This window comes from Blastococcus sp. SYSU DS0510 (assembly GCF_054050835.1).
The window spans coordinates 31,259-56,198 of the sequence record NZ_JBJHAC010000001.1; the positions used below are offsets into that span (position 1 = coordinate 31,259).

A 24,940-nucleotide genomic window follows, 5' to 3' on the forward strand; every position below is an offset into this window, starting at 1 on the left:
CCTGCCAGAATGGTCGGGTGACCGAGGCACTGCACTCCCCGTCGACCCAGCGGGTCAACCAGCCCGGCCGTGAAGAGGCCGTCGTCCGCGCCGGCGAGCACCCCGTCGAGCACGAGGAGCCCCAGGACTGGGGCTGGCACGGCGAGACCGGCGCCTGGGGCCGGATCGGCGCCGTCGTCGCCTTGGGCTTCCTCCTGCTCATGCTGGCCGGCAACGAGCCGTTGATCAGCACCGGGCACGTCTGGGTCCTCGCCCTCACCGCCCTGGGCGCGCTGGTGCTGTTCATGGACTGGCGCCGCCGGAAGAACTCCTGGCGCAGCCGCTAGACCGGCTCCGCACCCCTGCACGCGGCCCCGGGCGACGCCCGGCGGCCGCTCAGGTGACCGCGACCCCGATCGCCGCGCCGATCAGGTAGGTCACCCCGGCCGCGGCCGCCCCGAACAGGAGCTGGCGCAGACCGGCGTACCACCACGGCCGCGGGGTGAAGCGCGAGGAGAGGGCACCGGCCAGCAGCAGCCCCAGCCCGCCGCTGAGCAGGGCGACCCAGAGGACCGGCACGCCGAGGAAGTACGGCAGCAACGGCAGCACGGCACCGGTGCCGAAGGTCAGGAACGACGAGACCGCGGCGACCCGTGGCGAGGGCCGGTCGTCGGTGCTCACGCCGAGCTCGGCCAGCACGTGCAACCGCAGCGCGACCTCCGGGTCCGCCGAGAGCTGGACGGCGACCTGCCGGGCCAGCCGGGCGTCCACCCCGCGGTCCTGCAGCATCGCGGTCAGCTCCGCGAGCTCGCCGGCGGGGTTGCGGGTCAGCTCGCGCCGCTCCTTCTCGACCTCGAGGTCGAGCTGCTCGTTCTGCGTCTTCACCGAGGTGTACTCGCCGAGCGCCATCGACACCGCGCCGGCGACGAGGCTGGCGACACCGGCCAGCACGATGGCACGGGGGGCGGCACCCCCGCCCGCGACGCCGGCGACGAGCGCAGTGTTGGTGACCAGGCCGTCCATGGCCCCGAAGACGGCGGCCCGCAGCCAGCCACCGGAGACGTCGGCGTGGGTGTGCTCGTGCGCCTCGGCCTCGCGCGGCGCCGTGCTCACGCCTGGTCGGCCTCCGCGCCGAGCGGGACAGGCGCCTCGGCGGACGGCGTGGGCAGCGCCACCGCGGGCACGCCCTCGACCCGGTCGGCGGCGGCGAGCTGCCCGCAGGCGCCGTCGATGTCCTGCCCGCGGGTGTCGCGCACCGTGGTGGCGACGCCGGCCGCCCGCAGCCGGGCGACGAACTCCCGCTGGGCGGGGAGCGGGCTGGCGTCCCAGGGGCTGCCCGGCGTGGGGTTGAGCGGGATGAGGTTCACGTGCGCGAGCTTCCCGGCCAGCAGCTTGCCGAGCAGGTCGGCGCGGAACGGCTGGTCGTTGACGTCGCGGATGAGCGCGTACTCCACCGAGTAGCGGCGCCCGGTGCGCTGCGCGTAGGCGTCGGCGGCGTCGACGACCTCGCCGACCTTCCAGCGCGTGTTGATCGGCACCAGGGTGTCGCGCAGCTCGTCGTCGGGGGCGTGCAGGCTCACCGCGAGGGTGACGTTGCGCCCCTCTTCGGTGAGCCGCCGGATGGCCGGCACCAGGCCGACGGTGGAGACCGTCACCGACCGCTGCGAGAGGCCCAGCCCGTAGGGGGCGGCGCCGAGCAGCGCGTCGAGGGTGGCCCGCACGCGGGCGTAGTTGGCCAGCGGCTCCCCCATGCCCATGAAGACCACGTTGGAGAGCCGCCCGGGCCCGCCGGCGATCTCGCCGTTCGCCATCGCCGCCGACGCCGCCACCGCCTGCCCGATGATCTCGGCGGCGGACAGGTTGCGGGTCAGGCCGGCCTGGCCGGTGGCGCAGAACGGGCAGGCCATGCCGCAGCCGGCCTGGCTGGAGATGCAGACGGTGGCGCGGTCGGGGTAGCGCATGAGCACGCTCTCCACCAGGGCGCCGTCGTGCAGCCGCCAGAGGGTCTTGCGGGTGCGGCCGTTGTCCGCCGTCTGGTGGCGGACCACGGTGAGCAGGCCGGGCAGCAGCGCCTCGCGCAGCGTCTCGCGGACGGCGGCCGGGATGTCGGTCATCTCGGCCGGGTCGGTGACCCCGCGGTAGAAGTGCCGGGCGAGCTGGTCGGCGCGGAAGGCCGGCTGGCCGAGCTCGACCACCGCCGCGCGGGCCTCCTCGCGGGTGAGGTCGGCGAGGTGGCGCGGGGGCTTGCCGCGGCGGGGGGCGTCGAAGACCAGGGGGAGGGCAGTCATGGCGCTCCCCATCGTCCCACTCCCCCGGGCCGGGGACCCGGTCCGGAGAGGCAACTCACGCGGACGGGCCGGATCCCTGGCAGTCTCCGGGTGCATGAGCAGGCTGGACGACGTCGACCTGAGCCTCCACCTGGACAAGAAGGGGGCCAAGAAGCAGCTCGCCGCCGCCCAGGAGCGGCTGGTGCACCTGCGCCTGCTGCTCGGCGGCCAGATCGGGCCCGGCGAGCTCGGCCCGCCGCTGCTGGTGCTCTTCGAGGGCTGGGACGCCTCGGGCAAGGGCGGGGCGATCCAGCGGCTGGTCGGCGAGCTCGACCCGCGGCACGTGCGCGTGGCGCAGTTCGCCGCCCCCACCCCCGACGAGAAACGGCACCACTTCCTGTGGCGGTTCTGGCCGGTGCTGCCGGGCTGGGGCGGTATGGCCGTGCTCGACCGCTCCTGGTACGGCCGGGTGCTGGTCGAGCGGGTGGAGGGCTTCGCCGAGGAGGAGGCGTGGCGCCGGGCCTACCAGGAGATCGTGGACCTGGAGACCTCGCTGGCCGCCGAGGGCACGGTGCTGGTGAAGTTCTGGATGCACGTCTCCCCCGAGGAGCAGCTGCACCGCTTCGAGTCGCGCCGCGCGAACCCGTACAAGGCCTGGAAGCTCACCGACGAGGACTGGCGCAACCGGGAGAAGCGCGGCGAGTACGAGGCGGCGGTCGAGGAGATGCTCGAGCGCACCGACACCCCCGAGGCGCCGTGGCACGTGATCCCCGCCGACGACAAGCGGTGGGCCCGGGTCGCCGTCGTCCGGACGGTCTGCGAGGCGGTCGAGGCGGCGCTGCACGCCCGCGGCATCGACCCCGACCCGCCGCTGACCGGGGATCAGGACTAGCGCGCGGCCCCCAGGTCGGCGTGCCGGCGTACCCAGGTGTGCATGGCGATGCCCGCGGCGACGCCGGCGTTGATCGAGCGCGTCGAGCCGAACTGGGCGATCGAGACCGTCAGGGCCGCCCCGGCCCGCGCCTCCTCCGTGAGCCCCGGCCCCTCCTGGCCGAACAGCAGCACGCAGCGCTCCGGCAGCTCGGCGGTCTCCAGGGGGACGGCGCCGGGCCCGTTGTCGACGGCGACGACGGCGAGCGCCCGCTCCGCCGCGAACGCCAGCAGCCCGCCGACGTCGTCGTGGTGGCGCAGGTGCTGGTACCGGTCGGTGACCATGGCGCCGCGACGGTTCCACCGTCGCCGGCCCACCACGTGCACCTCGGCGGCGAGGAAGGCGTTGGCGGTGCGCACCACCGTGCCGATGTTCAGGTCGTGGCCGAAGTTCTCGATGGCGACGTGGAAGGGGTGCCGGCGCCGGTCGAGGTCGGCGACGATCGCCTCGACCGTCCAGTAGCGGTACCGGTCGACGACGTTGCGCCGGTCGCCCTCGGCGAGCAGCTGCGGGTCGTAGCGGGGGTCGTCCGGCCACGGCCCCGCCCACGGGCCCACGCCGACCGTCGCGCCCCAGTCGGTGGGGCCGGGCTGCTCGTCCTCGTGCACCCAGGGAGGATCGCAGGGTGACCGACGACGTCCTCGTGCACCTGGTCGAGCCGGCCGCGTGGCGCGCCGCCCTGGGCAGGGGCGCGATCGCCCCGGCGGCGGAGGGCTTCGTGCACCTCTCGACGCCGGAGCAGGTGCACCTGCCCGCGCAGCGGCTGTTCCCCGGCCGCCGTGACCTGGCGCTGCTCGTCGTCGACCCCGCACGGCTCCCCCACCCGGTGCGGTGGGACCCCGGGCATCCTGACGACCCGGCGGGGACGCTGTTCCCGCACCTCCACGGCCCGCTGCCGGCGTCATCGGTCGTGGCGGTCGTCCCCTACCGGCCGCCGGCGCCGCTCGCGCTGCCCGCACCGGGCGACGCCCTCGCCCGCGCGGTGGCGCTCTACGCCTCGGTGCCGGTCCGGCGGGCCGTCGGCGTGGGGGACGTACCGGGTGGCGTGGCGGTGCTGGACCCGGACGTCCCGCACTCCCGGGACAACAACCGGCTGGTCCTCACCGGGCCGGTCGACGCGGCGACCGTCGAGGCCTCCGCCGAGGAGGTCGGTGGCAACGCCGGGTGGCCGCACCTGGCAGCACTCCTGACCTGGCCCGGCGCCGCGTCGGTCGCCGCCGAGCTCGCCGCCCGCGGCTGGACCGCCGAGGAGCTCGTGCTCATGGGCCGCCCCACGGCGCTCGCCGTGCCGGCCGCGGTCGTGCGGGCCGAGGTGGTCGACCAGCGGGAGGTCCACGGCCTGTGGGACCGGGGCTGGCGCCGCGACCTCGCCGCCCTCGGCGACCGGCTGGACCCGGTGGTGCGGCAGCTCATCGGCCGGGAGCAGCTCAACGACCGGGTGGTCGCGGTGACCGACGTGGTGGTGCAGGAGGACGGCCGGGTGGTGGCCGCCGCGGAGCTGCGGGTGGACGGCGCCACCGCGGCCGTGGAGTCGGTGATGACCGATCCGGACGCCCGCGGGCGCGGGTACGGCGACGCGGTGCTCGCCCGGGTGCTCGAGCTCGCCACCGAGGCCGGCTGCGACCTGGTCGTGCTGGAGGCCGCGGGCGACGACTGGCCGCGGCACTGGTACGCCCGGCGCGGGTTCGCGGAGCTGGGGACGACCTGGTCCGTCGACCGGGAGCCCTAGACGGGCGCGAGGACCGCCAGGAGCAGGTAGGCCGCCGCCGCGGACGGAAGCAGCGAGTCCAGCCGGTCCATGATGCCGCCGTGACCGGGCAGCAGGTTCCCCATGTCCTTGATGCCGAGGTCGCGCTTGATGAGCGACTCGGCGAGATCCCCCACGGTCGCCGAGACGGCGATCGCGGCCCCGAAGACCAGCCCGCCCCACCAGGGTGCGCCGAGGCCGAGCACCAGGATCGGCGTGGCCATCAGCATGCAGGCGAGCACGGACCCGGCCATGCCCTCCCACGACTTCTTGGGGCTAATCGAGGGCGCCATCGGGTGCTTGCCGAACAGCACCCCGGCGGCGTAACCCCCGACGTCGCTGGCGATGACCGTGGCGATGAAGGCCAGCACCCGCACGGCGCCGTCCTCGGGCACCAGCAGGAGGACGGCGAAGCCGGCCAGCAGCGGGACGTAGAGCGCGACCAGGACGCCGGCGGCCGCGTCCCGCCGGTAGCCGACCGGGCCGGCGGCCAGTCGCCACAGGAGCACCGCCAGGGCGGTCAGGAGGAAGCCGGTGAGCAGGCCGGTGGGGCCGCGCGTCCAGGCGAGCGCCTCCATGGCGAAGGCGCCGACGAGCAGCGGCACGAGCGGCGCGGAGTACCCGCCCTTGCCCAGGGCGCGGGTGAGCTCCACGACGGCGACGAGGATCGCCGCGACGAGCACCCCGAGGAACGCCGGGCGCCAGACGAACAGTGACACGACGATGACCGCGACCAGCCCGACGCCGACGCCGATGGCCGCGCGCAGGTTCCGGCCGGCGCGGCTCACCGGCTGCTCCGTGGTGGGCAGCTGGGCGACCGCCTCGGGCAGCGGCATGGCCGTGGCCGTGGGGACGTCGTCGGCGGCATCGGGGCTCGGCCCGGGTTCGTCGGGGACCGGAAGCGGCGAGCGGGACGGGAGCGGCGGGAGCGGGCGGGACGCCGCGACCGGCACCGGCCCGGTATCGCCGTCGCGCCGGCGCCCGCCCGACCCCCGGTCACCCACCCGCGGGTAGGACTGACCCCCCGGGCGCAGGGAGCCCGGGCGGTCGGCGGGGGGAGGTGTCATCGGAGCGGCGGCCGAAGTGGAGGTCAGACCTCGAGGAGCTCGGTCTCCTTGTTCTTCATCGCCTCGTCGACGTGCGCGACGTGCTGGGCGGTGAGGTCGTCGAGCTCCTTCTCCGCGCGGCGCACGTCGTCCTCGCCGGCCTCGCCGTCCTTGGCGATTCGGTCGAGCTCCTCCTTCGCGCGGCGGCGGATGTTGCGGAGCGCCACCTTCGCGTCCTCGCCCTTGGCGCGGGCCTGCTTCACCAGGTCGCGACGGCGCTCCTCGGTGAGCTGCGGGAACACCACGCGCAGGATCTGGCCGTCGTTGGTCGGGTTGACACCCAGGTCGCTGTCGCGGATGGCCCTCTCGATGGCCGTCAGCTGCGACATGTCGTAGGGCTTGATGACCGCCATCCGCGCCTCGGGCACGGTGATCGAGGCCATCTGGGGCACCGGGGTGTAGGCGCCGTAGTAGTCGACCATGATCTTGCTGAACATCGAGGGCGTGGCGCGGCCGGTGCGGACCGAGCCCAGGTCCTCGCGCGCCACCGAGAGGGCCTTGTCCATCCGCTCCTCGGCGTCGAGCAGGGTGTCGTCGATCACGGGGTGTCCCTCCTGCGGCGGTTCTCGTTCCGCCGGCGTCCTCGTCTGTGCCCGATCGGTGCAGCCGGCGTCACGCCGGCTGGCTGATCAACGTGCCGATCTTCTCACCTGCGGTCGCGCGGGCGATGTTGCCGTCGCGCAGCAGGTCGAACACGACGATCGGCATCGCGTTGTCCATGCAGAGGCTGATCGCCGTCGCGTCGGCGACCTTGAGCTGCTTGGCCAGCACGGTCGCGTAGTCGAGGTCGTCGTACATGACGGCGTCGGGGTTGGTGCGGGGGTCGTCGTCGTAGACGCCGTCGACACCGTTCTTGCCCATGAGCAGCACCTGGCACTCGATCTCCAGCGCCCGCTGGGCGGCGACGGTGTCGGTGGAGAAGTACGGCATGCCGGCGCCGGCGCCGAAGATGACCAGCCGGCCCTTCTCCAGGTGCCGGATCGCCTTGCGCGGGATGTAGGGCTCGGCGACCTGGCCCATCGTGATGGCCGACTGCACCCGGGTCTCCAGCCCCGCCTTCTCGCAGAAGTCCTGCAGCGCCAGGCAGTTCATGACCGTGCCGAGCATGCCCATGTAGTCGGCCTTGGTGCGGTCCATGCCGGCCTGGGAGAGCTCCGCGCCGCGGAAGAAGTTGCCGCCGCCCATGACGACGGCGACCTGGGTGCCCCGGGAGACGACCTCGGCGAGCTGCTCCGCGATCCCCTTGACGATGTCGGCGTCGACGCCGACCTTGCCGCCGCCGAAGGACTCACCGGAGAGCTTGAGCAGCACGCGCTTGTAGCCGTCCCCGTCGGCCGGCTGGAAGGCGGTGGGGGCGGACAGCGGCGCGGTGGTGGTGTCGGTCAACGGTTCATCCCTGGGTGGAGTCGATGGGTGCTGTCGGTGGAGTGATCCTGCCGCATCCGGGTGCCCCGCTCCTGCCGAGCGAGGGCGTCCGCACAGCAAAGGACCCCGCTCCCCCCACGCTCGGCGCGGGCCCCTGCACCGGGGCCGAATGGGGACGCGGGGTCCTCTGCTGTACGGCTCGTTACGCCTGGCCGACCTCGAAGCGCGCGAAGCGCTCCACGGTCAGGCCGGCCTCGTCGACGATCTGCTTGACCGTGCGCTTGGGCTCGGTGATCGACGGCTGCTCGAGGAGGACGAAGTCCTTGTAGTAGGCGTTGACCCGCCCCTCGACGATCTTGGAGATCGCCTGCTCGGGCTTGCCCTCCTCCTTCGCGGTCTGCTCGGCCACGCGGCGCTCGGTCTCGACCGCCTCGGCCGGGACCTCCTCACGGGTGAGGTAGCGCGGCCGTGCAGCGGCGATGTGCATCGCCAGGCTGCGGGCGGCGTCCTCGCTGCCACCGGAGTACTGCACGGCGACACCGATGGCCGGGGGCAGGTCGGTGGCCCGCTTGTGCAGGTAGGTGGCGGTGGTGCCCTCGAACGCGGCGAACCGGCTCAGGACCAGCTTCTCGCCGATGCGGGCGGACTCGCCCTCGACGAGCGCGGCCACGGTCTGGCCGTCGACCTCGCTGGTGAGCAGGCTCTCGGCGTCGGAGGCCTTGTTCGTCAGGCCGATCTGGAGCAGACGCTCGGCCAGCGCGATGAAGTCGGCGTTCTTGGCGACGAAGTCGGTCTCGCAGTCCAGCTCGAGCAGCGCGCCGTCCTTGCTGACGACGATGCCGTTCGTGGTGGAGCGCTCGAGACGCTTGCCGACGTCCTTGGCGCCCTTGACCCGCAGCAGCTCGACGGCCTTGTCGTAGTCGCCGTCGGCCTCGGTGAGGGCCTTCTTGCAGTCCATCATGCCGGCGCCGGTGGCGTCGCGGAGACGCTTGACGTCGGCCGCGGTGAACTCAGCCATGTCACTTCCTCTGGGTGTGTCGAAGATGTGGGGAACCGCGGCAGCGCCGCCCCCACCGCCGTTGCGGTGGGGACGGCGGCGGTCGATCAGACCTCGGGGGTCTCCTTGCCACCGGTGGTGGCGGGGACGCCCTCGACCGGGGCGACCTCGCCGACGGTGACGTCGGCCGGCTGCGCGGGGGTCTCGGGCAGCGGCGTGGCGGCGGCCTGCTCGTCGGCGGTGCCACCGGTGAGCAGCTCGCGCTCCCAGTCGGCGAGCGGCTCGCCGGCGCCGACGGCGGGCTCGCCGTCCTCGCGCCCGGCGTTCGCCTGCGCGGCGGAGCGGGCCATGAGGCCCTCGGCGACGGCGTCGGCGATGACCCGGGTCAGCACGGTGATGCTGCGGATCGCGTCGTCGTTGCCCGGGATCTTGTAGTCGACCTCGTCGGGGTCGCAGTTGGTGTCGAGGATCGCGACGACCGGGATGTTGAGCTTGCGGGCCTCGCCGACGGCGATGTGTTCCTTCTTGGTGTCCACGATCCAGATGGCGCTGGGCACCTTCTGCATGTCGCGGATACCGCCGAGCGAGCGCTCGAGCTTGGCCTTCTCCCGGCTGAGGACCAGCTGCTCCTTCTTGGAGAGGCTGACCAGCACGCCGGTCTGCTCCATGTCCTCGAGCTCCTTGAGGCGCTGGAGGCGCTTGTGGACCGTCTGGAAGTTGGTGAGCATGCCGCCCAGCCAGCGCTGGTTGACGTAGGGCATGCCGACCCGCGTCGCCTGCTCGGCGACGACCTCCTGCGCCTGGCGCTTGGTGCCGACGAACAGGATCGAGCCGCCGTGGGCGACCGTCTGCTTGACGAACTCGTACGCCGAGTCGATGTACCCGAGCGTCTGCTGCAGGTCGATGATGTAGATGCCGTTGCGCTCGGTGAAGATGAAGCGCTTCATCTTCGGGTTCCAGCGACGGGTCTGGTGCCCGAAGTGGACGCCGCTGTCGAGCAGCTGCTTCATGCTGACGACTGCCATATCGCAGCCTCTCTGCTCTCGCGCGCGACCGAGGCCGCGCGGATTCCGGTTGTCGCGGGCACCGGGTGGTGCACGCCCTGACGTCCTGCGGCGCCACTCACCCGGCTGGGCCGGGACCGAGGTGGCGACTGCCCCGCCGATCGGCGGGAAGAGGACGCGCGAAGTCGACCCGCTCGCACGGGCCGCACCGGACAGCATACGCGTCGTCCACCGGCACCCTCGTCGCGCCGGTCGGAGGCCCGTCCACAGCCGGTACGGGCCTCCACACGACCCGGCCGCCCGTCCCCCAGCACGCCGCCCGCGACCAGCATCGGGGGATGCCCCTACGCGCCCGTCCGCTGGCCGCCCTGTTCATCGGTCTGCTCGTCCTGGCCGGCGTCGTCCCCGCCACGGCGTCGCCGACCACCGCCGGGCCGTCCCGACCGGAGCCGCTCTGGAGCGCTCCCCTGCCCGGGGAGCCGGTGGTCACCCGCCCGTTCGAGCCACCTCCGCACCGGTACGGGCCCGGGCACCGCGGGGTCGACCTGGCAGCCGCTCCCGGCTCCCCGGTGCTGGCGGCCGGCGACGGGGTCGTCGTGTTCGCCGGGATGGTCGCCGGGCGGCCCGTGGTCAGCGTCGACCACGCCGGGGGGCTCCGGACGACGTACGAGCCGGTGACGCCGTCGATGGGCGCCGGCCGGTCCGTCGTCCGTGGAGCTCCTCTGGGCGTGCTGCTGGCCGGCCACGACGGGTGCCCGGTCGCCGCCTGCCTGCACTGGGGGGCGCGCCGCGGCGAGGTCTACCTCGACCCCATGTCGCTGCTCCGGCCCCCGCGGGTGCGACTGCTCCCCCTTGCCGGCAGTGCCCACGGTGCACCACACCGAGTCAGCGCGCGGTGACAGGTCGTACGCACCGTCCCTGCAGGGATCCCGGGCGACCCGGCACCCCGGCGCTACCGTCCAGGTGTGCGATTCCGACGCAAGCGTGCCGCCAACCCGGGCTCGGGCGAGCCCACCGGTGTCGAGCAGGCCGGTGCCGGGACGACCGACGTGCAGCCGGCCGACGCCCAGGCCCCGGCGATCGCGGCCCCACCGGTCGAGAGCGGGCCGGTCGAGAGAGAGCAGGACGCCGACGAGGTGCTGGGGGGCCTGCGCCAGGTGATCGACACCTTCGGGTGGGCGGTGCTGCACGGTGGCGGCACGCCCGGCGAGCCGCGCTACTCCTACACGGTGGGCCTCGCGGCGTGGGAGCACCCCGAGGTGGTCGTGGTGGGGCTGCCCTTCCCCGCCGCGGAGAAGTACCTGAACCTGGTCGGCGAGGCGGTCCGGGGCGGTGCCCGCTTCGCGCCGGGTACCGCCACGGCGGCGCTGACCGACGAGGAGTCCCCCGTGGTCTTCCTCCGCGTCGAGGAGACCGCGCGGCTCACCGTGATCGAGCAGCTGCACGGCACCGTGGACGCGCTGCAGCTCATCTGGCCCGACTCCACCGGCCGGCTGCCCTGGCAGGAGGGGCACCGCAACCCGCCGGGCACTCAGCCGCTGCTGGGCCCCCGTCCGGACGACGACCCGGCCGGCAACTGACCGCTGTCCCCCCGCGGAGCGCCGCTGCCGGTCAGGCGATGTCGGCGAGCTTGGTGCGCAGGTGCAGGACCGCCTTGGTGTGCAGCTGGCAGATCCGGCTCTCGGTCACGCCGAGTACCCGCCCGATGTCCGCGAGCGTGAGGCCCTCGAAGTAGTAGAGGGAGACGACGACCTTCTCCCGCTCGGGCAGCTGCTCGACCGCGCGGGCCAGCAGCTGCCGGGCCTCGCCGTGTTCCGCCATCGCCTGCGGGTCCAGGGCGCTGGGGTCCTGCAGGGTGTCGCCGAGGCGCGGGGAGCCGCCCTCGTCGTCGGTCAGCAGCTCGTCGAGGGCGACCACGTTGACCAGCGAGAGCTGGCCCAGGAACTTCCGGATGTCCTCGACGTCCATGTCCATGGCGTCGGCGACCTCTTCGTCGGTCGGCGTCCGGTGCAGCCTGCTCTCGAGCTCGGCGACGGTGCGCTCGAAGGCCCGGGCCTTGACGCGCACGGACCGCGGGATCCAGTCGGTGTTGCGCAGCTCGTCGATGATCGCGCCGCGGATGCGCGCCATCGCGTAGCTCTCGAACTTCACCTCACGGGTGGGCTCGTAGCGGGTGATCGCGTCGATGAGCCCGAACGTCCCGTAGGAGATGAGGTCGGCCTGCTCGACGTGCGCGGGCAGACCGCTGCCCACCCGGCCGGCGACGTACTTCACCAGCGGCGCGTAGTGGAGGATCAGCCGGTCGCGCAGGCCGGCGTCCCGGCCCTCGACGTACCGCGCCCACAGGTCGGCCAGCAGGGCATCGGCGTCCTCACCGGACTCGTCGATGCGACGGATGGTTGCCTCAGACACGGTGGCGCTCCTCGGTCGTGCTGCGCGGGCACCGTCCGTGGTCCCGCGTGGTCCTGACTGCGTCCGCAGATCCCGCCACCCGGCCGCGCGCGTCAGGCACGGGGGTGCGCCTGGGCGTGGACCGCACGGAGCCGCTCGACCGTCACGTGCGTGTAGATCTGTGTCGTCGCGAGGCTAGCGTGGCCGAGCAGCTCCTGTACGGAACGCAGGTCCGCGCCGCCCTCGAGGACGTGCGTGGCCGCGGAGTGCCGCAGCCCGTGCGGGCCGATGTCCGGCGCCCCCGGGACGCCGGCCGTCGCGGCGTGCACCGTCCGCCGGGCCTCCCGCGCGTCGAGGCGGCCGCCGCGCAGGCCCAGCAGGAGCGCCGGCCCGGAGTCCGGCCGGGCGAGGGCCGGGCGCCCGCGGGTCAGCCAGGCCTCCAGCGCCCGCTCGGCGGGCACGCCGTACGGCACGCTGCGCTCCTTCCTGCCCTTGCCCAGCACGCGCAGCAGCCGTCGCCCGCGGTCGACGTCGTCGACGTCCAGGCCGACGAGCTCGCTGACCCGGATGCCGCTGGCGTACAGCAGCTCCAGGACGACCGCATCGCGGAGGTGCACCGGCTCCTCGGCGCCCGCCGCCGTCTCGACCAGGGCCCGCGCCTGCTCGGGCGCCAGGACGTCGGGGAGGGTGCGGTGCGCCTTCGGGCTCACCAGGCGCTGGCCGACGTCCTCGGGGGTGAGGGCGGCGCGGCGCAGCCAGGCGGTGAACGACCGCGCGGCCGACGCGTGGCGAGCGGTCGTCGAGCGGCCGTGCCCGCGGGTGCGCCCCTGGGCGAGCCAGCTCCGCAGGGTGGCGAGGTCGAGGTCGTGCGGCTGGGTGCCGCTGCGCCGGGCGAGGTGGTCCAGCAGCCGGGCGACGTCGCCGACGTAGCTGCGCACGGTGTTCGCCGAGAGGTCGCGCTGCCCGGTCAGGTGCTCCTCGTAGCCGGCCAGCGCCTCGGCCAGCGCGGGCGGCAGCCCGGCGCGGACCTCGTCGGTGCTCGGCGTGGCCACGGGGGCACGGTCCGTCGGCGCCCGGCCCCGGTCAAGCCGCCGCGCCGGGCGGCTTCGGCGGCGGGGCCAGCCGCCAGCCCGTGCTCGTCCGCTGGACCAGCTCCGCCACCTCCAGTGCCGGCAGCACGCGCAGCACCTCGAGCACGTCGCAGCCGGCGGTGCGGGCCAGCCGCTCCGGGCTGACGCCGCTGCGCACCGGGCAGGCGTCGAGCACCCGCACGGCGAGGTCGGAGAGCCCGTCGCGCGGGGAGGCAGGCCGGGGAGCGGCCTCGGCCAGATCGACACCGATGCCGCCGACCTCCTCGATGACGTGCGCAGCGCAGGTCACCAGCCGAGCGCCACCCTCCTCGTCCCGGAGGAGCTCGTGGCAGCCCACGCTCATCGCCGAGGTGACCGGACCGGGGACCACCAGCACCCGTCGCCCGAGGTCGCGAGCGCGGTTCGCCGTCGCCTGCGCGCCCGACCGGGCCGCCGCCTCCACCACGACCGTGCCGCGGCTCAGCGCCGCGATGAGACGGTTGCGGACCAGGAACCGGTGCTGGTGGGGCGCGGCACCCGGGGGCCACTCGCTGACCAGCAGGCCGCTCGCGGCGACCCGGTCGAGCAGCGTCCCGTTCCCCGCCGGGTACGGGCGGTCCACGCCGGAGGCGAGGACGGCGATCGTCGGCCCCTGCGCCGCGAGCGCACCGCGGTGGGCGGCCGCGTCGATCCCGAAGGCGCCCCCGGAGACCACCGTCCAGCCGCGAGCGGCGAGCTGGTGCCCCAGCTCGGCGGCCACGTGCTCGCCGTACGCGGTCGAGGCCCGGGAGCCGACGACCGCCACGGAACGGTCGGTGACCTCGGCCAACCGGGCCGTCCCCCGCACCCAGAGGGCGAGTGGCGGCACGAGCGCCTGCGTGCGCTTCGCCTGCCGCGTGCGGTCGTGCGGCTGCTGCAGCGCAGCCATGGTCAGCGCGTGCAGCGCGAAGGCCGGCCACTCGTCGTCCTCCGGCACCACCAGCCGGGCGCCGCACCGCTCCGCGCGCTGCAGATCTGCCGCCGTCGCGTCCTGCCCCGCCCGGGCGCCCACGATGGCCCGGACCCGGTCGGGAGCCGTTCCCGCGCGGATGCGGCGGGTGGCTTCCACGGGGCCGACGTCCTCGACCCAGCGCCAGAGGTCGACGACCCCCGGCTCGACCGCCCGGCTGAGCCACGCCCGCGCCCGGCGGACCCCCGGGTGCACCTCGCCTGCCACAGGCGGCGCGCCGGCCGCGTCCTCCAGGTCCTCCTCGAGGGTGGTCACGCCACGGCCCGCTGCAGCCGCATGCCGAGGGCCTCGGCGACGTCGTCGGTGCACGGCACGCCCCGCCCGGCCAGGTCGGCGACCGTCCACGCGACGCGCACCACCCGGTCGAAGCCACGCACCGAGATGGAGCCGCGCTCGAGCGCCCGCTCGGCCAGCCGGAGCGACGCCCGCGGGATCGCGAACCGGTCGCGCAGCAGGCGACCCGGCACCTCGCTGTTGAGCGCGAGCCCGGTGCCGGCGAGCCGCGCCCGCGCCGCGGTCCGCGCCCGGGCCACCCGCGCGGCGACCACGGCGGTGGACTCCGGCGCGGGGAGCCCGTCGAGCCAGGCCGCCCGGGTGACCGGGGGCAGCTCCACCCGCAGGTCGACGCGGTCGAGCAGCGGACCGGAGAGGCGTGCCTGGTACCGCCGCCGCTCCAGCGGGCTGCAGGTGCAAGCGGTGTCCCCCGCGGCGGTGGCGCACGGGCAGGGGTTCGCCGCCAGCACGAGCTGCGCCCGGCACGGGAACGTGGCCGCGCCCGCGGCCCGCTGGATGGTGACCTGCCCCCGCTCCAGGGGTTGGCGCAGCGTGTCGAGCACCGCCCGGGGGAACTCGGGCGCCTCGTCGAGGAACAGGACCCCGCGGTGCGCCCGGCACAGCGCGCCCGGCCGGATCTGGCCCGAGCCACCCCCGATCAGCGCCGCCATCGTCGCCGAGTGGTGCGGCGCCTCGAAGGTCGGCCGGGTGATCAGCGGCGCCTCCGGCGGCAGCGTGCCGGCGATGGAGTGGATGGCGGTGACCTCGAGCGCCGCCTCCTCGTCCAGCGGGGGCAGGAGCCCGGGCAGCCGCTCGGCGAGCATCGTCTTGCCGGCACCGGGCGGCCCGGCGAGGTAGAGGTGGTGCCCGCCGGCGGCGGCGACCTCCACGGCCCGGCGGCCGGCGGCCTGGCCGACGACGTCCCCGAGCTCCGGCACCGGCGGCTGCGCGGGCGCCGCCCCGCGGACGTGCGGGGTCAGTAGCGCCGCGCCCAACAGGTGCGCGACGAGCTGGGTGAGGGTCGCGACGGCGAGCACCTCGACCCGGTCCACCAGGGCCGCCTCGGCGGCGTTCTCCACCGGGACGACGACCTGCGAGTGCCCGGCTCGCGCCGCCGCGAGGACCGCCGGCAGGACGCCGCGGATGGAGCGCACGGAGCCGTCCAGGCCCAGCTCGCCGAGGAGCACCAGCCGGTCGACGGCGCCGGCGGGCACCGCGCCCGCGGCGGCCAGCACCCCGGCGGCCACGGCGAGGTCGAACCCGCTGCCCTGCTTGGGCATCGACGCGGGCGAGAGACCGATGGTCACCCGGCGGACGGGGAACTCGCCGCCGGCGTTCGCGATCGCGGCGCGCACCCGGTCGACCGACTGGCGGACCACCGCGTCGGGCAGCCCGACGAGCACCACACCGGGCAGCCCGGCGGCGATGTCCACCTCGACCTCCACCATCGCGCCGCGGACGCCGGCGAGCCCGACCGACCACGTGCGGGCCAGCGTCACGAGAACGCCCCGCGCAGGTGCGTGACGACCGCCGGGCGCTCCGGGCGCACCAGCACGCCCACCACGTCGAAGCGCACCTCGGGGGCGTGGTGGTCGTGCACGGCCAGCCAGCGCTGCGCCAACGTCCGGATCCGGCGCCGCTTGGCGAGGGTGACCGCCTCGACGGGATGGCCGTAGCCCGTGCCCCGCCGCGTCTTCACCTCGCAGAAGACGAGGGCGTCACCTTCCCGCGCGACGAGATCGATCTCGCCCTCGCGGCAGCGCCAGTTGCGGTCGAGGACGCGCAGGCCGGCGTCGGTCAGGTAGGCGACGGCGATGCGTTCACCGCGGGCGCCGAGTTCGGTGGTGGGAGGCACCCCCCGACCGTGCCGCCGCGGGGGCGCCGGGCCGAGCCCCTGGGGCGATCTGTGGACGGGACCGCCGGGTGTGGACGGCTACGGCAGCCGCGGACCGTCCGGGAGCTCGAGATCGGGCTTGTCGAGCTCCTCGACGTTGACGTCCTTGAACGTCAGCACGCGCACGTTGCGCACGAACCGGGCGGGCCGGTACATGTCCCACACCCAGGCGTCGGAGAGCTTCAGCTCGAAGTAGACCTCTCCGGCGGCCTCCCGGACCTGCAGGTCCACGGAGTTGGCCAGGTAGAACCGGCGCTCGGTCTCCACCACGTAGGTGAACTGCCGGACGATGTCCCGGTACTCGCGATAGAGCTGCAGCTCCATCTCGGTCTCGTACTTCTCGAGGTCTTCGGTGCTCATCGGTCCTCGGTGCTCGTCAGGGCTAAGGACACAGGGCGCATGGGCCCATCATCGACCATGACACCGGAACCGGTCAGGTGGGTGGTCCGCTCGGCGTGCGCGTCGCGAGCGCTGCGCACGTTGACGAAGCGCATCCGGTGCTCGGGGCAGGGCCCGTGGCGGTCCAGCGCGGCGGTGTGCACGTCGGTGATGTAGCCCTTGTGGCCGGCGAAGTCGTACTCCGGCCAGCGCTCGTGCAGCTCGAGCATGATCCGGTCGCGGGTCACCTTGGCCAGCACCGAGGCCGCGGCCACGCAGGCGGCCACCCGGTCGCCCTTCCAGACGGCCAGCCCCGGGCGGGCGAGGCCCGGCACGGGGAAGCCGTCGGTCAGCACGTAGTCCGGGCCGGGGTCCAGCGTGCACACCGCTCGGCGCAGCGCCTCGATGTTGGTCACGTGCATACCCCGGGCGTCGAGGTCCTCGACCGGCAGGACGACGACCGACCACGCGACCGCCCGGTCGAGGATCTCGTCGTAGGCGCGCTCCCGGGCGGCCGCCGTGAGCAGCTTGGAGTCGGCCAGCCCCGGCACCCGGCCCCGTCGTCCCGCGGGCAGGATGCATGCCGCGGCGACCAGCGGGCCGGCGCAGGCACCCCGCCCGGCCTCGTCGGCCCCGGCGACCGCCTCGAACCCCCGCCGGCGCAGCGCGCGCTCCATGTCCCAGAGCGCGTCGGGCCGGTCGTCGGCGAGGGTGCGCCGGACGCGGACCACCGGCGCGGATCGGGTGTGGGTGGGAGGTGCGGCCATCGCCGCACGACACTACGACGGCGGGCCGACACCGCCGCCGCCCCCCGGACGCGCCGCAGGCCGACTCCCGGGAACGGGAGCCGGCCTGCGGGGCCGGAGAGGAGCCGGTCAGACGTCGGCCGTCTCCTCGGGGGATGCGGCCGCCGGGTGCGCGCCGCAGCCGCAGCCCGGACCGCGGTTGGAGAGGACCAGCGAGACGGCGTGCGCCCGGTCGCGGGCGCCCAGCTTGCGCAGGATGGCCTTGACGTGGGACTTGACCGTGTCCTCGCTGATGAAGAGGTTGCGGCCGATCTGCCGGTTCGACTGGCCCTGCAGCAGCTCGTCCAGGACGTCCTGCTCGCGGCGGGTCAGCGGCACCTCGGGGGCGAACGGCTTGGCGGCCGGCACGGCGGAGGGCTCCACGCGGCGGATCTGCGGATCGACCACGGTGCGCCCGGCGCGGGCGGCGAGGATCGCCCAGCCGAGCAGCGTCGGGGACGTGTTGATCATCAGGTAGCCACGGATGCCGGCTGCCAGGGCCTCGTTGACCACGGCCGGGTCCTCGGAGGTGGCCAGCGCGACGATCGCGACCCGGGGGAAGCGGCGGCGCAGATCACGGCAGGCGTTCAGCGTGGCCGCCCGGCCGGAGCCCAGCTCCACCACGACGGCGTCCGGGCGGGCGGTCTCGACCAGGGTGAGGGCCCGCCGCAGCTCGCCGGGAGTGCCGACGGCCTGCATGCCGGCGGTCTCGTTGATCATGCTCACCAGCCCGCGACGCAGGACGGGCGCGTCGGCGAGGAGGAGCACGCGGGTGATGCCGCGCGCGGTGCTCGCCATGGGTGCAGACACAACTGACTCCGTTTCACTTCCGGGAACGTGCAATCACTCCATCGGAAGGGGAAAACGGTTGCTTGAATGCTTTCCCGGCAATTCTTGTGCGATTGCCCGCGCCGATGGTGAAAGGCGCCCGAATCACTCCTGCAACGCCACGACCATCAGGAGGACGGTGGGACGGCGCGCGCCCGCCGGCGCCACGCGGTGAGGGGCACGGCACCGGCCAGTCCGACGGCGTAGGGCAGCACCGCCACCGCGCCCACCGGGCTCACCCCGTCATCGGGGACCGGGGGCGCCGCTCCCGACGCCTCGACGCCCTGGATGTCCGGGGAGTCGAGCAACCCGAACCGGTCCAGCGGCCAGACGATGACCGCGGCCTTGCCGATGACGTCGTCGACGGCGATGGTGCCGGCGTACTCGTCACCCACGTGCGAACGCGAGTCCGCCGACGCGGAGCGGTGGTCCCCCATGACCCACAGCCGGCCCTCGGAAACGGTCACCGGGCCGAACGGCCGGCTCTCGATGGGCATGTCCTCGAAGATGTAGGGCTCATCGAGCGGTTCGCCGTCGACGGTGACCCGGCCCTCGACGTCGCAGCACTGGACGGTCTGCCCCTCGGTGGCGATGACGCGCTTGACGAAGTCGTCCTCGCTGGGCGGCGCGACGCCGATCGTGCGGCCCAGCCACAGCAGCGCGCCGGTGAACCAGTTGCCGGGCTCCTCGACCGAGATCTCCGGCGTCCAGGTGTCCGGGCCGCGGAAGACGACGATGTCACCGGGCTCGGGCTCCCCGAACCAGTACGGCACCTTGTTGACCAGCACCCGGTCGCCGGTGCAGCCGGTGCAGCCGTGCAGCGTCTGCTCCATCGATCCGGAGGGGATGAAGAAGGCCTGCACGAAGAAGGTCTTGACCACCAGCGCGAGCACGAAGGCGATCAGCAGGAGGACCGGCAGCTCCCGCAGGAGCGAACCCTTCTTCGGGTCCTTCGCCCTCCGGTGCCGGCGCCCGGGCCTCTCGGAGCCGGGTGAGGCGGCGGGGGTCCGATCGGGCTCGTCGGGTTCGCCCGGGACGACGTCGGCGGGCCCCCCGGGCCGGTCGCTGCTCATCAGGAGCCAGCGTACGGCCCGGGGGACCCGCCGAGTTCCAGCCGGTCGGCCCGGCTGCAGGCGTGTCCTCGCGGGGAGGTCAGCGCGCGACGGTCTCGCGCTTCTCCTTGATCTTGGCGGCCTTGCCGCGCAGCTCGCGGAGGTAGTAGAGCTTCGCGCGACGCACGTCACCGCGGGTCAGCACCTCGATCTTCTCCACGACGGGGGTGTGCACCGGGAAGGTGCGCTCGACCCCGACACCGAAGCTGACCTTGCGCACGGTGAAGGTCTCGCGGATGCCGCCGCCCTGACGGCGGATGACGACACCCTGGAAGACCTGGATGCGCGAGCGGTTGCCCTCGATGACGCGGACGTGCACCTTGACGGTGTCACCCGGGCGGAACGAGGGGATGTCGTCGCGCAACGAGTCGGCGTCGAGTGCGTCCAGGGTGTTCATCTCGGCAGTCCTCAGTCTCAGGTGGCTCGTTCTCGGTTCGGACAGCGGAACGCCCCGGCTGTCCGTTCCGGGGGGCTGCGGCTCCGGTGCGGAGCTCCCGACAGCGGTGCCGTCGGTCAGCAGCGACTCTCTACTGTGCCACATCGTCACGCGACGATGCGCGGCGGCCCCGTCCACGGCCCCGCCCGCAGCTCCGCCACCAGGGCGGCGAGCTCGGCCGGGACGAAGGCTCCCCCCGCCGCCAGCTCGCCGGTCGTCCACCACCGGTGCGGTTCGTCGGCCAGCAGCTCCAGCTCGGTGAGCGCACCGGGGACGACCTCGTGGACGACGTCGCGCAGCACGAAGAACGTCTCGCGGGTGTCGAACACCTGCTCGCCGAACGGCCCGACGTGCCGCCGCAGCCACACCGGCCCCTCGAGCGCGGACCCCTCGACGTGCAGCCCGATCTCCTCGGCGAGCTCCCGGACGGCGGCCGCGCGGAGCGTCTCGCCGTCCTCCACTCCCCCACCGGGCGTGTACCAGAACAGCACCTCGCCGGGCGGCACGGAGGGATCGGGCAGCCGGGCGCCGAGCAGCAGCACCCGCCCCTCCGGGTCCAGGACGACGACGCGCGCCGTCGTCCGCTGGACCGGCCGGTCAGCCACCGGCCAGCGACGCCCGCTCGGCGTCGGTGAGCGCGTCGTCCGGCAGGGCGGCCAGCAGGTCGGGGCGGCGGGCCGCCGTGCGGCGCAGGGACTCGGCGCGCCGCCAGCGGTCGATGGCGGCGTGGTCCCCCGACAGCAGGACGGGGGGCACCTCGTGGCCCCGCCAGTTCGCCGGCCGGGTGTAGGAGGGGCCCTCGAGCAGACCGTCGGCGTGCGAGTCGTACTCCGCGGACTCGCGGTTGCCCAGCACCCCGGGGATGAGCCGGGTGACCGCCTCGGTCATCACCAGGACGGCGGCCTCACCGCCGGCGAGCACGTAGTCGCCGATCGAGACCTCGGAGACCGGCCCGGCCTCGGCCGCCCAGTCGGCGACCCGCTGGTCGATGCCCTCGTAGCGCCCGCAGGCGAAGACCAGCCCGGGCTCGGCCGACCACTCCACCGCCATCGCGTGGGTGAACGGCCGACCGGCGGGGGTCGGCACCACGAGCCGGGTGCCGGGTGGGCGGACGGCCTCCAGAGCGCGGCCCCACGGCTCGGGCTTCATCACCATGCCGGGGCCACCGCCGTACGGGGCGTCGTCGACGGTGCGGTGGACGTCGTCGGTCCACTGCCGGAGGTCGTGCACGCCGACCTCGACCAGGCCCCGCTCGACGGCCTTGCCCAGCAGCGACTGGCGCAGCGGCGCCAGGTACTCCGGGAAGATCGTGACGACGTCGATCCGGAAGGCGTGACTCACAGGTCGAGCAGCCCCTCGGGCGGGTCGACCACCACGAACCCGCCGGCGACGTCGACGGTCGGCACGATCGCGGTGACGAACGGGATCAGCGCGTCCCCGCCCTCGACGCGGCGGACGACCAGCAGGTCCTGCGCCTCGTGGCGGACCGCGGTCACCTCACCGATCACCGTGCCGTCCGGGAGCCGGGCGGCCAGGCCGACGAGCTGGTGGTCGTAGTAGGAGTCGGGGTCGTCGAGCTCGGGCAGGTCGGCGACCCGGACCAGCAGCAGGGTGTTGCGCAGCTCGTCGACGGCCTCGCGGACGTCGAAGACGGCGCCGTCCGGTGAGGCGAGCTGGAGCAGCAGCGTGCCGCTGTGCCACCGCCGGTCGACGACGGTCAGCGGGCCGCGCTCCGCCGGATCGGTCAGCAGCACCGCCCCGGGGGCGAAGCGCCCCTCCGGGTCGTCGGTGCGCACCTCGACGGTGGCCAGACCACGGACACCGTGGGGCCGGCCGATGCGGCCGACCACCACGGTGTCGGTGGGTTCGTTCTGGGTGCTCAAAGGAGCCGGTGCTCAGCGCCCGTCGGTGTCGACGACGTCGACCCGCAGGCCTCGTCCGCCGACCCCGGTCATCACCTGGCGCAGCGCCTTGGCGGTGCGCCCGCCGCGGCCGATGACCTTGCCGAGGTCGTCCGGGTGGACGCGGATCTCGAGGGTCTTGCCGCGGCGGTTGGTGAGCAGGTCGACGGTGACGTCGTCGGGGTTGTCGACGATGCCCCTGACCAGGTGCTCGAGCGCTTCTTCGAGCACGTCTTACTCGGCCGGCGTCTCGGCCGGAGCGGCGTCGGCCGGAGCGGCGTCGGCTGCGGGGGCGTCGGCCGCAGGGGCGTCCGCCTTCGGAGCCTCGGCCTTGGGGGCGGCCTTCTTCTTGGGGGTGGTGGCGCCGGCGGCCGGCTCCTCCATACCCGCGCGGACGGCCTCCTCGTACAGGGCCTTCTTGTCCGGCTTCGGGGCAGCGACCTTCATGGGGGCCGGGGCCGGCTCGCCCTTGAACTTCTGCCAGTCACCGGTCACCCGGAAGATGGCGGCGACGGCCTCCGTCGGCTGCGCGCCGACGCCCAGCCAGTACTGCGCCCGCTCGGAGTCGACCTCGATGAAGGAGGGGTCCTCCTTCGGGTGGTACTTGCCGATCGTCTCGATCGAGCGGCCGTCACGCTTGGTGCGGGCGTCGGCGACGACGATGCGGTAGTACGGCGCGCGCATCTTGCCCAGGCGCATGAGCTTGATCTTGGTGGCCACGGTGTGTGGTGTTCTCCTCGAACGCGTTTCGGGTGCTCGCCGGGCGACGTGTGGGGGTACGCCGGGGCGGAGCCAGGGACACGCACGTCACCGGTGAGAGGGCCGCCGACGCCGTGTTCGACCGACCATGATGCCAGACGCCCGGACGGGGCGGTCACGCAGCCGGGTCGGGCCGCGCGGGCGCACCGACCACGGCCGCCGGACGCCGTCCACCCTCGCCGCAGCGCGTCCTCCCCCACCGCACACCGTGAGGGAGGACGCGCCATGATCAGGTTCCCTGATCGTGGCTGGGGGTCAGCTGCGGACGGCGGCCAGCACGCGGGCGGTGGCGTCGTCGACGGGGATCTCCTCGCGCTCCCCCGTGGCCCGGTCCCGCAGCTCCAGGACGCCCTCGGCCAGGCCGCGGCCGACGGTGACGATCGTCGGCATGCCGAGCAGCTCGGCGTCCTTGAACTTCACGCCGGGCGAGACCTTCGGCCGGTCGTCGTAGAGCACGGTGAGGCCGCCGGCGACGAGCTGGGCCGCCAGCGACTCGGCGGCCTCGAAGACGGCGGCGTCCTTGCCGGTGGCCACGATGTGCACGTCGGCCGGGGCGACCTCCCGTGGCCAGACCAGCCCGAGCTCGTCGTGCGTCGACTCGGCGATCGCGGCGACGGCACGGGAGACGCCGATGCCGTAGGAGCCCATCGTGACGGTGACCAGCTTGCCGTTCTCGTCGAGCACCTTGAGGTCCAGCGCCTCGGCGTACTTGCGGCCGAGCTGGAAGATGTGGCCCAGCTCCACACCGCGGGCGAGCTCCAGCGGGCCGGAGCCGTCGGGCGCGGGGTCGCCGGCCAGCACCTCGGCGGCCTCGATGACGCCGTCCCAGGTGAAGTCGCGGCCGGCGACCAGGTCGAACACGTGCTTGCCGGGTGCGTTCGCGCCGGTGATCCAGCGGCTGCCGGTGACCACCCGCGGGTCGACGAGGTAACGGATGCCCGACTCGCTCCCGCTGCCGAGCACCTGCGGCCCGATGTAGCCCTTGACCAGCGCCGGGTGCCGGTCGAACTCGGTGAACGGCTCGACCTCCGCCGGGGCCACCTGCGCCTCGAGGCGCTTGGCGTCGACGTCCCGGTCGCCGGGGATGCCGACGACCAGCGGCTCGCGGGTGCCGTCGGGGTGCACGAGGGTGACGACGACGTTCTTCAGCGTCGAGGCCGCGGTGTAGCCGGCCTCGGGGAACATCTCCTGCGCGACGGCGACCAGCGTCTCGATGGTCGGGGTGTCGGGGGTGTCCTCGACGTGCGCCTCGGGCAGGCCCTCCAGCGGGATCCCGTCGGGGACGACGGTGGTGACCGCCTCGACGTTGGCCGCGTAGCCACCGGCCGAGCGGACGAAGGTGTCCTCGCCGATCTCGGTCGGGTGCAGGAACTCCTCGCTCTTGGAGCCGCCCATGGCGCCCGACATCGCCGAGACGATGGCGTACTCCAGGCCGAGCCGGTCGAAGATCTTGATGTAGGCGTCGCGGTGCGCGGCGTAGGACGTGTCCAGCCCGGCGTCGTCGACGTCGAAGGAGTAGCTGTCCTTCATGGTGAACTCGCGGCCGCGCAGCAGCCCGGCCCGGGGACGCGCCTCGTCCCGGAACTTGGTCTGGATCTGGTAGAGCGAGAGCGGCAGGTCCTTGTAGGACGAGTACAGGTCCTTCACCAGGAGCGTGAACATCTCCTCGTGCGTGGGGCCGAGCAGGTGGTCGACGCCGCGACGGTCCTTGAGCCGGAAGAGGTTGTCGCCGTACTCGGTCCAGCGCCCGGTGGCCTCGTAGGGCTCCTTGGGCAGCAGCGACGGGAAGTGCACCTCCTGCGCGCCCATCGCGTCCATCTCCTCGCGGATGATCCGCTCGACGTTGCGGAAGACGCGGAAGCCCAGCGGCAGCCAGGTGAACCCGCCGGGGGCCGCCCGCCGGATGTAGCCGGCCCGCGCGAGCAGGCGGTGGCTGGCGACCTCGGCGTCGGCCGGGTCGTCCCGAAGGGTCCGGAGGAACAGGGTCGACATCCGCAGCAGCACGGCAGCAGTCTCCCAGGCCCGGCGGGGGACCTCCCCCGCCGGGCTCGCGGAGGAGATCAGTCGTCGCGACCGTGGCCGCCGCCGACCCGTCCGTCGGAGTCGTCGTGGCCGGAGGTGGGGCTCGCCGCGCCCGAGGACGAGGACGCCGACGGGGACGAGGACGAGGACCGGAACGCCGAGTCGTCCAGGGCGAACCGCGGTGCGCCGTCGATGCACGCGACGTGCACGTCGATGTCGTCGTCGTCGTTCTCGAACTCCATCTTGCCGAGGTCGTCGGAGGGGTCGACCCACCAGCCGGCCGCGGGGACCCCGGCCAGGACGGGTGAGCCGCTGCTGCAGTCGGCGAACACGGTGCCGCCGGCGGTGGCGTACTCACCGGTGGCCGACGCGGCGGGCGCCGACGGGCCGGGGGCCGACCCGTGCGGCACGGACGCCGTCGGCGCCGGCGGCGCCGACGCGGAGCTGCTGGCCGCCACCGGCGCCGTGCCCGGCGACGCCGAGGCGTCCACGAACGACACCGCGAGGAAGCCCAGGCCGACGGCTGCGGCCGCCGACGCGGTCCAGGCGGCTCCGAGGAGGACCGGTCGTCTCATGCTGGTTCGTGTCATGGCGCAGACCCTCCGGCGGAGCGGGTTAAGAGCACCCCAAGAGGACATCAAGGAAGCGCGCCGGTTCCCATCCCCAGGACCGAGGGACCGCTAGCG

General features: G+C 74.3%; 30 protein-coding genes. 5 read left to right on the forward strand and 25 right to left on the reverse strand.

The window, feature by feature from the left end; genetic code table 11:
• The first annotated feature begins 17 nt into the window (after positions 1 to 17).
• Entirely contained in the window at positions 18 to 326 is a 309-nt protein-coding gene (locus ACI79P_RS00165) for a DUF2631 domain-containing protein (protein WP_456579019.1), read from the forward strand.
• Positions 327 to 375: 49 nt separating this feature from the next.
• Here ACI79P_RS00165 and ACI79P_RS00170 read toward each other — a convergent pair whose 3' ends face one another.
• Positions 376 to 1,092, reverse strand: coding sequence for a VIT1/CCC1 transporter family protein (locus ACI79P_RS00170; RefSeq protein ID WP_456579020.1), 717 nt, complete (start codon positions 1,090 to 1,092; stop codon positions 376 to 378).
• A complete protein-coding gene (gene rlmN, locus ACI79P_RS00175) occupies positions 1,089 to 2,267 on the reverse strand; it encodes a 23S rRNA (adenine(2503)-C(2))-methyltransferase RlmN (RefSeq protein WP_456579021.1) in 1,179 nt (392 codons plus the stop codon). Before rlmN ends, ACI79P_RS00170 begins: the two co-directional genes overlap by 4 nt.
• Before the next feature lie 94 nt (positions 2,268 to 2,361).
• On the opposite strand from rlmN, the gene ACI79P_RS00180 reads away from it, so the two are divergent.
• Positions 2,362 to 3,138 (forward strand): polyphosphate kinase 2 family protein, encoded by a 777-nt coding sequence (locus tag ACI79P_RS00180; protein ID WP_456579022.1) that lies wholly within the window; start codon positions 2,362 to 2,364, stop codon positions 3,136 to 3,138.
• Here ACI79P_RS00180 and ACI79P_RS00185 read toward each other — a convergent pair.
• On the reverse strand, positions 3,135 to 3,785 hold the full coding sequence (locus tag ACI79P_RS00185) for a TrmH family RNA methyltransferase (RefSeq protein WP_456579023.1): 651 nt from the start codon (positions 3,783 to 3,785) through the stop codon (positions 3,135 to 3,137). The genes ACI79P_RS00180 and ACI79P_RS00185 overlap by 4 nt on opposite strands.
• A 17-nt stretch (positions 3,786 to 3,802) precedes the next feature.
• Here ACI79P_RS00185 and ACI79P_RS00190 point away from each other — a divergent pair, with 17 nt between their 5' ends.
• A complete protein-coding gene (locus tag ACI79P_RS00190) occupies positions 3,803 to 4,906 on the forward strand; it encodes a GNAT family N-acetyltransferase (RefSeq protein WP_456579024.1) in 1,104 nt (367 codons plus the stop codon).
• Here ACI79P_RS00190 and ACI79P_RS00195 read toward each other — a convergent pair.
• The 5 genes from ACI79P_RS00195 to rpsB all read right to left on the reverse strand — a co-directional run bounded on the left by ACI79P_RS00195 (position 4,903) and on the right by rpsB (position 9,417).
• On the reverse strand, positions 4,903 to 5,760 hold the full coding sequence (locus ACI79P_RS00195) for a phosphatidate cytidylyltransferase (RefSeq protein ID WP_456579025.1): 858 nt from the start codon (positions 5,758 to 5,760) through the stop codon (positions 4,903 to 4,905). The genes ACI79P_RS00190 and ACI79P_RS00195 overlap by 4 nt on opposite strands.
• A 254-nt stretch (positions 5,761 to 6,014) precedes the next feature.
• A complete protein-coding gene (gene frr / locus ACI79P_RS00200; protein ID WP_456579026.1) occupies positions 6,015 to 6,572 on the reverse strand; it encodes a ribosome recycling factor in 558 nt (185 codons plus the stop codon).
• Between the two features lie 70 nt (positions 6,573 to 6,642).
• Positions 6,643 to 7,416 (reverse strand): UMP kinase, encoded by a 774-nt coding sequence (pyrH, locus tag ACI79P_RS00205; protein WP_456579027.1) that lies wholly within the window; start codon positions 7,414 to 7,416, stop codon positions 6,643 to 6,645.
• A 181-nt stretch (positions 7,417 to 7,597) separates the two neighbouring features.
• Positions 7,598 to 8,413, reverse strand: coding sequence for a translation elongation factor Ts (gene tsf / locus ACI79P_RS00210; protein WP_456579028.1), 816 nt, complete (start codon positions 8,411 to 8,413; stop codon positions 7,598 to 7,600).
• 86 nt (positions 8,414 to 8,499) lie between these two features.
• Positions 8,500 to 9,417: a 30S ribosomal protein S2 gene (gene rpsB / locus ACI79P_RS00215; protein WP_456579029.1), complete on the reverse strand. Its 918-nt coding sequence runs from the start codon at positions 9,415 to 9,417 to the stop codon at positions 8,500 to 8,502.
• Positions 9,418 to 9,734: 317 nt separating this feature from the next.
• Between rpsB and ACI79P_RS00220 the strand changes: the two genes are divergently transcribed.
• Both ACI79P_RS00220 and ACI79P_RS00225 read left to right on the forward strand, forming a co-directional pair.
• Positions 9,735 to 10,295 carry a M23 family metallopeptidase gene (locus ACI79P_RS00220; protein WP_456579030.1) on the forward strand — a complete coding sequence of 187 codons (561 nt, stop codon included), beginning with the start codon at positions 9,735 to 9,737 and terminating at the stop codon, positions 10,293 to 10,295.
• Between the two features lie 66 nt (positions 10,296 to 10,361).
• Positions 10,362 to 10,976, forward strand: a complete 615-nt coding sequence (locus tag ACI79P_RS00225; RefSeq protein ID WP_456579031.1) for a DUF4262 domain-containing protein — start codon at positions 10,362 to 10,364, stop codon at positions 10,974 to 10,976.
• 31 nt (positions 10,977 to 11,007) lie between these two features.
• On the opposite strand, the gene whiG is transcribed toward ACI79P_RS00225, so the two are convergent.
• From whiG to ACI79P_RS00310, 17 genes are all read right to left on the reverse strand, one after another.
• Positions 11,008 to 11,808 carry an RNA polymerase sigma factor WhiG gene (whiG, locus tag ACI79P_RS00230; RefSeq protein ID WP_456579032.1) on the reverse strand — a complete coding sequence of 267 codons (801 nt, stop codon included), beginning with the start codon at positions 11,806 to 11,808 and terminating at the stop codon, positions 11,008 to 11,010.
• 92 nt (positions 11,809 to 11,900) lie between these two features.
• Entirely contained in the window at positions 11,901 to 12,839 is a 939-nt protein-coding gene (locus ACI79P_RS00235; protein WP_456579033.1) for a tyrosine recombinase XerC, read from the reverse strand.
• A 31-nt stretch (positions 12,840 to 12,870) separates the two neighbouring features.
• Entirely contained in the window at positions 12,871 to 14,121 is a 1,251-nt protein-coding gene (gene dprA / locus ACI79P_RS00240) for a DNA-processing protein DprA (protein WP_456579034.1), read from the reverse strand.
• Entirely contained in the window at positions 14,118 to 15,638 is a 1,521-nt protein-coding gene (locus ACI79P_RS00245) for a YifB family Mg chelatase-like AAA ATPase (protein WP_456579035.1), read from the reverse strand. Before ACI79P_RS00245 ends, dprA begins: the two co-directional genes overlap by 4 nt.
• On the reverse strand, positions 15,635 to 15,994 hold the full coding sequence (locus tag ACI79P_RS00250) for a YraN family protein (protein ID WP_456579036.1): 360 nt from the start codon (positions 15,992 to 15,994) through the stop codon (positions 15,635 to 15,637). Before ACI79P_RS00250 ends, ACI79P_RS00245 begins: the two co-directional genes overlap by 4 nt.
• 78 nt (positions 15,995 to 16,072) lie before the next feature.
• Positions 16,073 to 16,393: a DUF2469 domain-containing protein gene (locus ACI79P_RS00255; RefSeq protein ID WP_456579037.1), complete on the reverse strand. Its 321-nt coding sequence runs from the start codon at positions 16,391 to 16,393 to the stop codon at positions 16,073 to 16,075.
• On the reverse strand, positions 16,390 to 17,178 hold the full coding sequence (locus ACI79P_RS00260) for a ribonuclease HII (protein WP_456579038.1): 789 nt from the start codon (positions 17,176 to 17,178) through the stop codon (positions 16,390 to 16,392). Before ACI79P_RS00260 ends, ACI79P_RS00255 begins: the two co-directional genes overlap by 4 nt.
• 108 nt (positions 17,179 to 17,286) lie before the next feature.
• Positions 17,287 to 17,994, reverse strand: coding sequence for a LuxR C-terminal-related transcriptional regulator (locus ACI79P_RS00265; RefSeq protein ID WP_456579039.1), 708 nt, complete (start codon positions 17,992 to 17,994; stop codon positions 17,287 to 17,289).
• Between the two features lie 158 nt (positions 17,995 to 18,152).
• Entirely contained in the window at positions 18,153 to 19,097 is a 945-nt protein-coding gene (gene lepB / locus ACI79P_RS00270) for a signal peptidase I (protein ID WP_456579040.1), read from the reverse strand.
• 79 nt (positions 19,098 to 19,176) lie between these two features.
• Complete coding sequence (rplS, locus tag ACI79P_RS00275; RefSeq protein ID WP_091933693.1) at positions 19,177 to 19,533, reverse strand: 50S ribosomal protein L19; 357 nt, start codon at positions 19,531 to 19,533, stop codon at positions 19,177 to 19,179.
• Positions 19,534 to 19,679: 146 nt separating this feature from the next.
• Complete coding sequence (locus ACI79P_RS00280; RefSeq protein WP_456579041.1) at positions 19,680 to 20,177, reverse strand: NUDIX hydrolase; 498 nt, start codon at positions 20,175 to 20,177, stop codon at positions 19,680 to 19,682.
• On the reverse strand, positions 20,170 to 20,913 hold the full coding sequence (gene trmD, locus ACI79P_RS00285; RefSeq protein WP_456579042.1) for a tRNA (guanosine(37)-N1)-methyltransferase TrmD: 744 nt from the start codon (positions 20,911 to 20,913) through the stop codon (positions 20,170 to 20,172). The genes ACI79P_RS00280 and trmD overlap by 8 nt, the downstream gene beginning before the upstream one ends.
• Positions 20,910 to 21,455: a ribosome maturation factor RimM gene (gene rimM / locus ACI79P_RS00290; protein WP_456579043.1), complete on the reverse strand. Its 546-nt coding sequence runs from the start codon at positions 21,453 to 21,455 to the stop codon at positions 20,910 to 20,912. Before rimM ends, trmD begins: the two co-directional genes overlap by 4 nt.
• A 12-nt stretch (positions 21,456 to 21,467) precedes the next feature.
• Positions 21,468 to 21,704, reverse strand: coding sequence for an RNA-binding protein (locus ACI79P_RS00295; protein WP_104529572.1), 237 nt, complete (start codon positions 21,702 to 21,704; stop codon positions 21,468 to 21,470).
• A gap of 3 nt (positions 21,705 to 21,707) precedes the next feature.
• Entirely contained in the window at positions 21,708 to 22,193 is a 486-nt protein-coding gene (rpsP, locus tag ACI79P_RS00300; RefSeq protein WP_456579044.1) for a 30S ribosomal protein S16, read from the reverse strand.
• A gap of 294 nt (positions 22,194 to 22,487) precedes the next feature.
• Positions 22,488 to 24,236, reverse strand: a complete 1,749-nt coding sequence (locus ACI79P_RS00305; RefSeq protein WP_456579045.1) for a proline--tRNA ligase — start codon at positions 24,234 to 24,236, stop codon at positions 22,488 to 22,490.
• Positions 24,237 to 24,292: 56 nt separating this feature from the next.
• Positions 24,293 to 24,844, reverse strand: coding sequence for a hypothetical protein (locus tag ACI79P_RS00310; RefSeq protein ID WP_456579046.1), 552 nt, complete (start codon positions 24,842 to 24,844; stop codon positions 24,293 to 24,295).
• Positions 24,845 to 24,940 lie beyond the last annotated feature (96 nt).

Bases quoted from the DNA above. Each gene is read 5' to 3' on its own strand.
- ACI79P_RS00195 (WP_456579025.1), bottom strand. From the start codon at position 5,760: ATGCCGCTGCCCGAGGCGGTCGCCCAGCTGCCCACCACGGAGCAGCCG.
- rplS (WP_091933693.1), bottom strand. From the start codon at position 19,533: ATGAACACCCTGGACGCACTCGACGCCGACTCGTTGCGCGACGACATC.
- ACI79P_RS00260 (WP_456579038.1), bottom strand. From the start codon at position 17,178: ATGGCCGCACCTCCCACCCACACCCGATCCGCGCCGGTGGTCCGCGTC.
- rpsB (WP_456579029.1), bottom strand. From the start codon at position 9,417: ATGGCAGTCGTCAGCATGAAGCAGCTGCTCGACAGCGGCGTCCACTTC.
- ACI79P_RS00255 (WP_456579037.1), bottom strand. From the start codon at position 16,393: ATGAGCACCGAAGACCTCGAGAAGTACGAGACCGAGATGGAGCTGCAG.
- ACI79P_RS00265 (WP_456579039.1), bottom strand. From the start codon at position 17,994: ATGGCGAGCACCGCGCGCGGCATCACCCGCGTGCTCCTCCTCGCCGAC.
- rlmN (WP_456579021.1), bottom strand. From the start codon at position 2,267: ATGACTGCCCTCCCCCTGGTCTTCGACGCCCCCCGCCGCGGCAAGCCC.
- lepB (WP_456579040.1), bottom strand. From the start codon at position 19,097: ATGAGCAGCGACCGGCCCGGGGGGCCCGCCGACGTCGTCCCGGGCGAA.
- ACI79P_RS00180 (WP_456579022.1), top strand. From the start codon at position 2,362: ATGAGCAGGCTGGACGACGTCGACCTGAGCCTCCACCTGGACAAGAAG.
- ACI79P_RS00310 (WP_456579046.1), bottom strand. From the start codon at position 24,844: ATGACACGAACCAGCATGAGACGACCGGTCCTCCTCGGAGCCGCCTGG.
- ACI79P_RS00220 (WP_456579030.1), top strand. From the start codon at position 9,735: ATGCCCCTACGCGCCCGTCCGCTGGCCGCCCTGTTCATCGGTCTGCTC.
- tsf (WP_456579028.1), bottom strand. From the start codon at position 8,413: ATGGCTGAGTTCACCGCGGCCGACGTCAAGCGTCTCCGCGACGCCACC.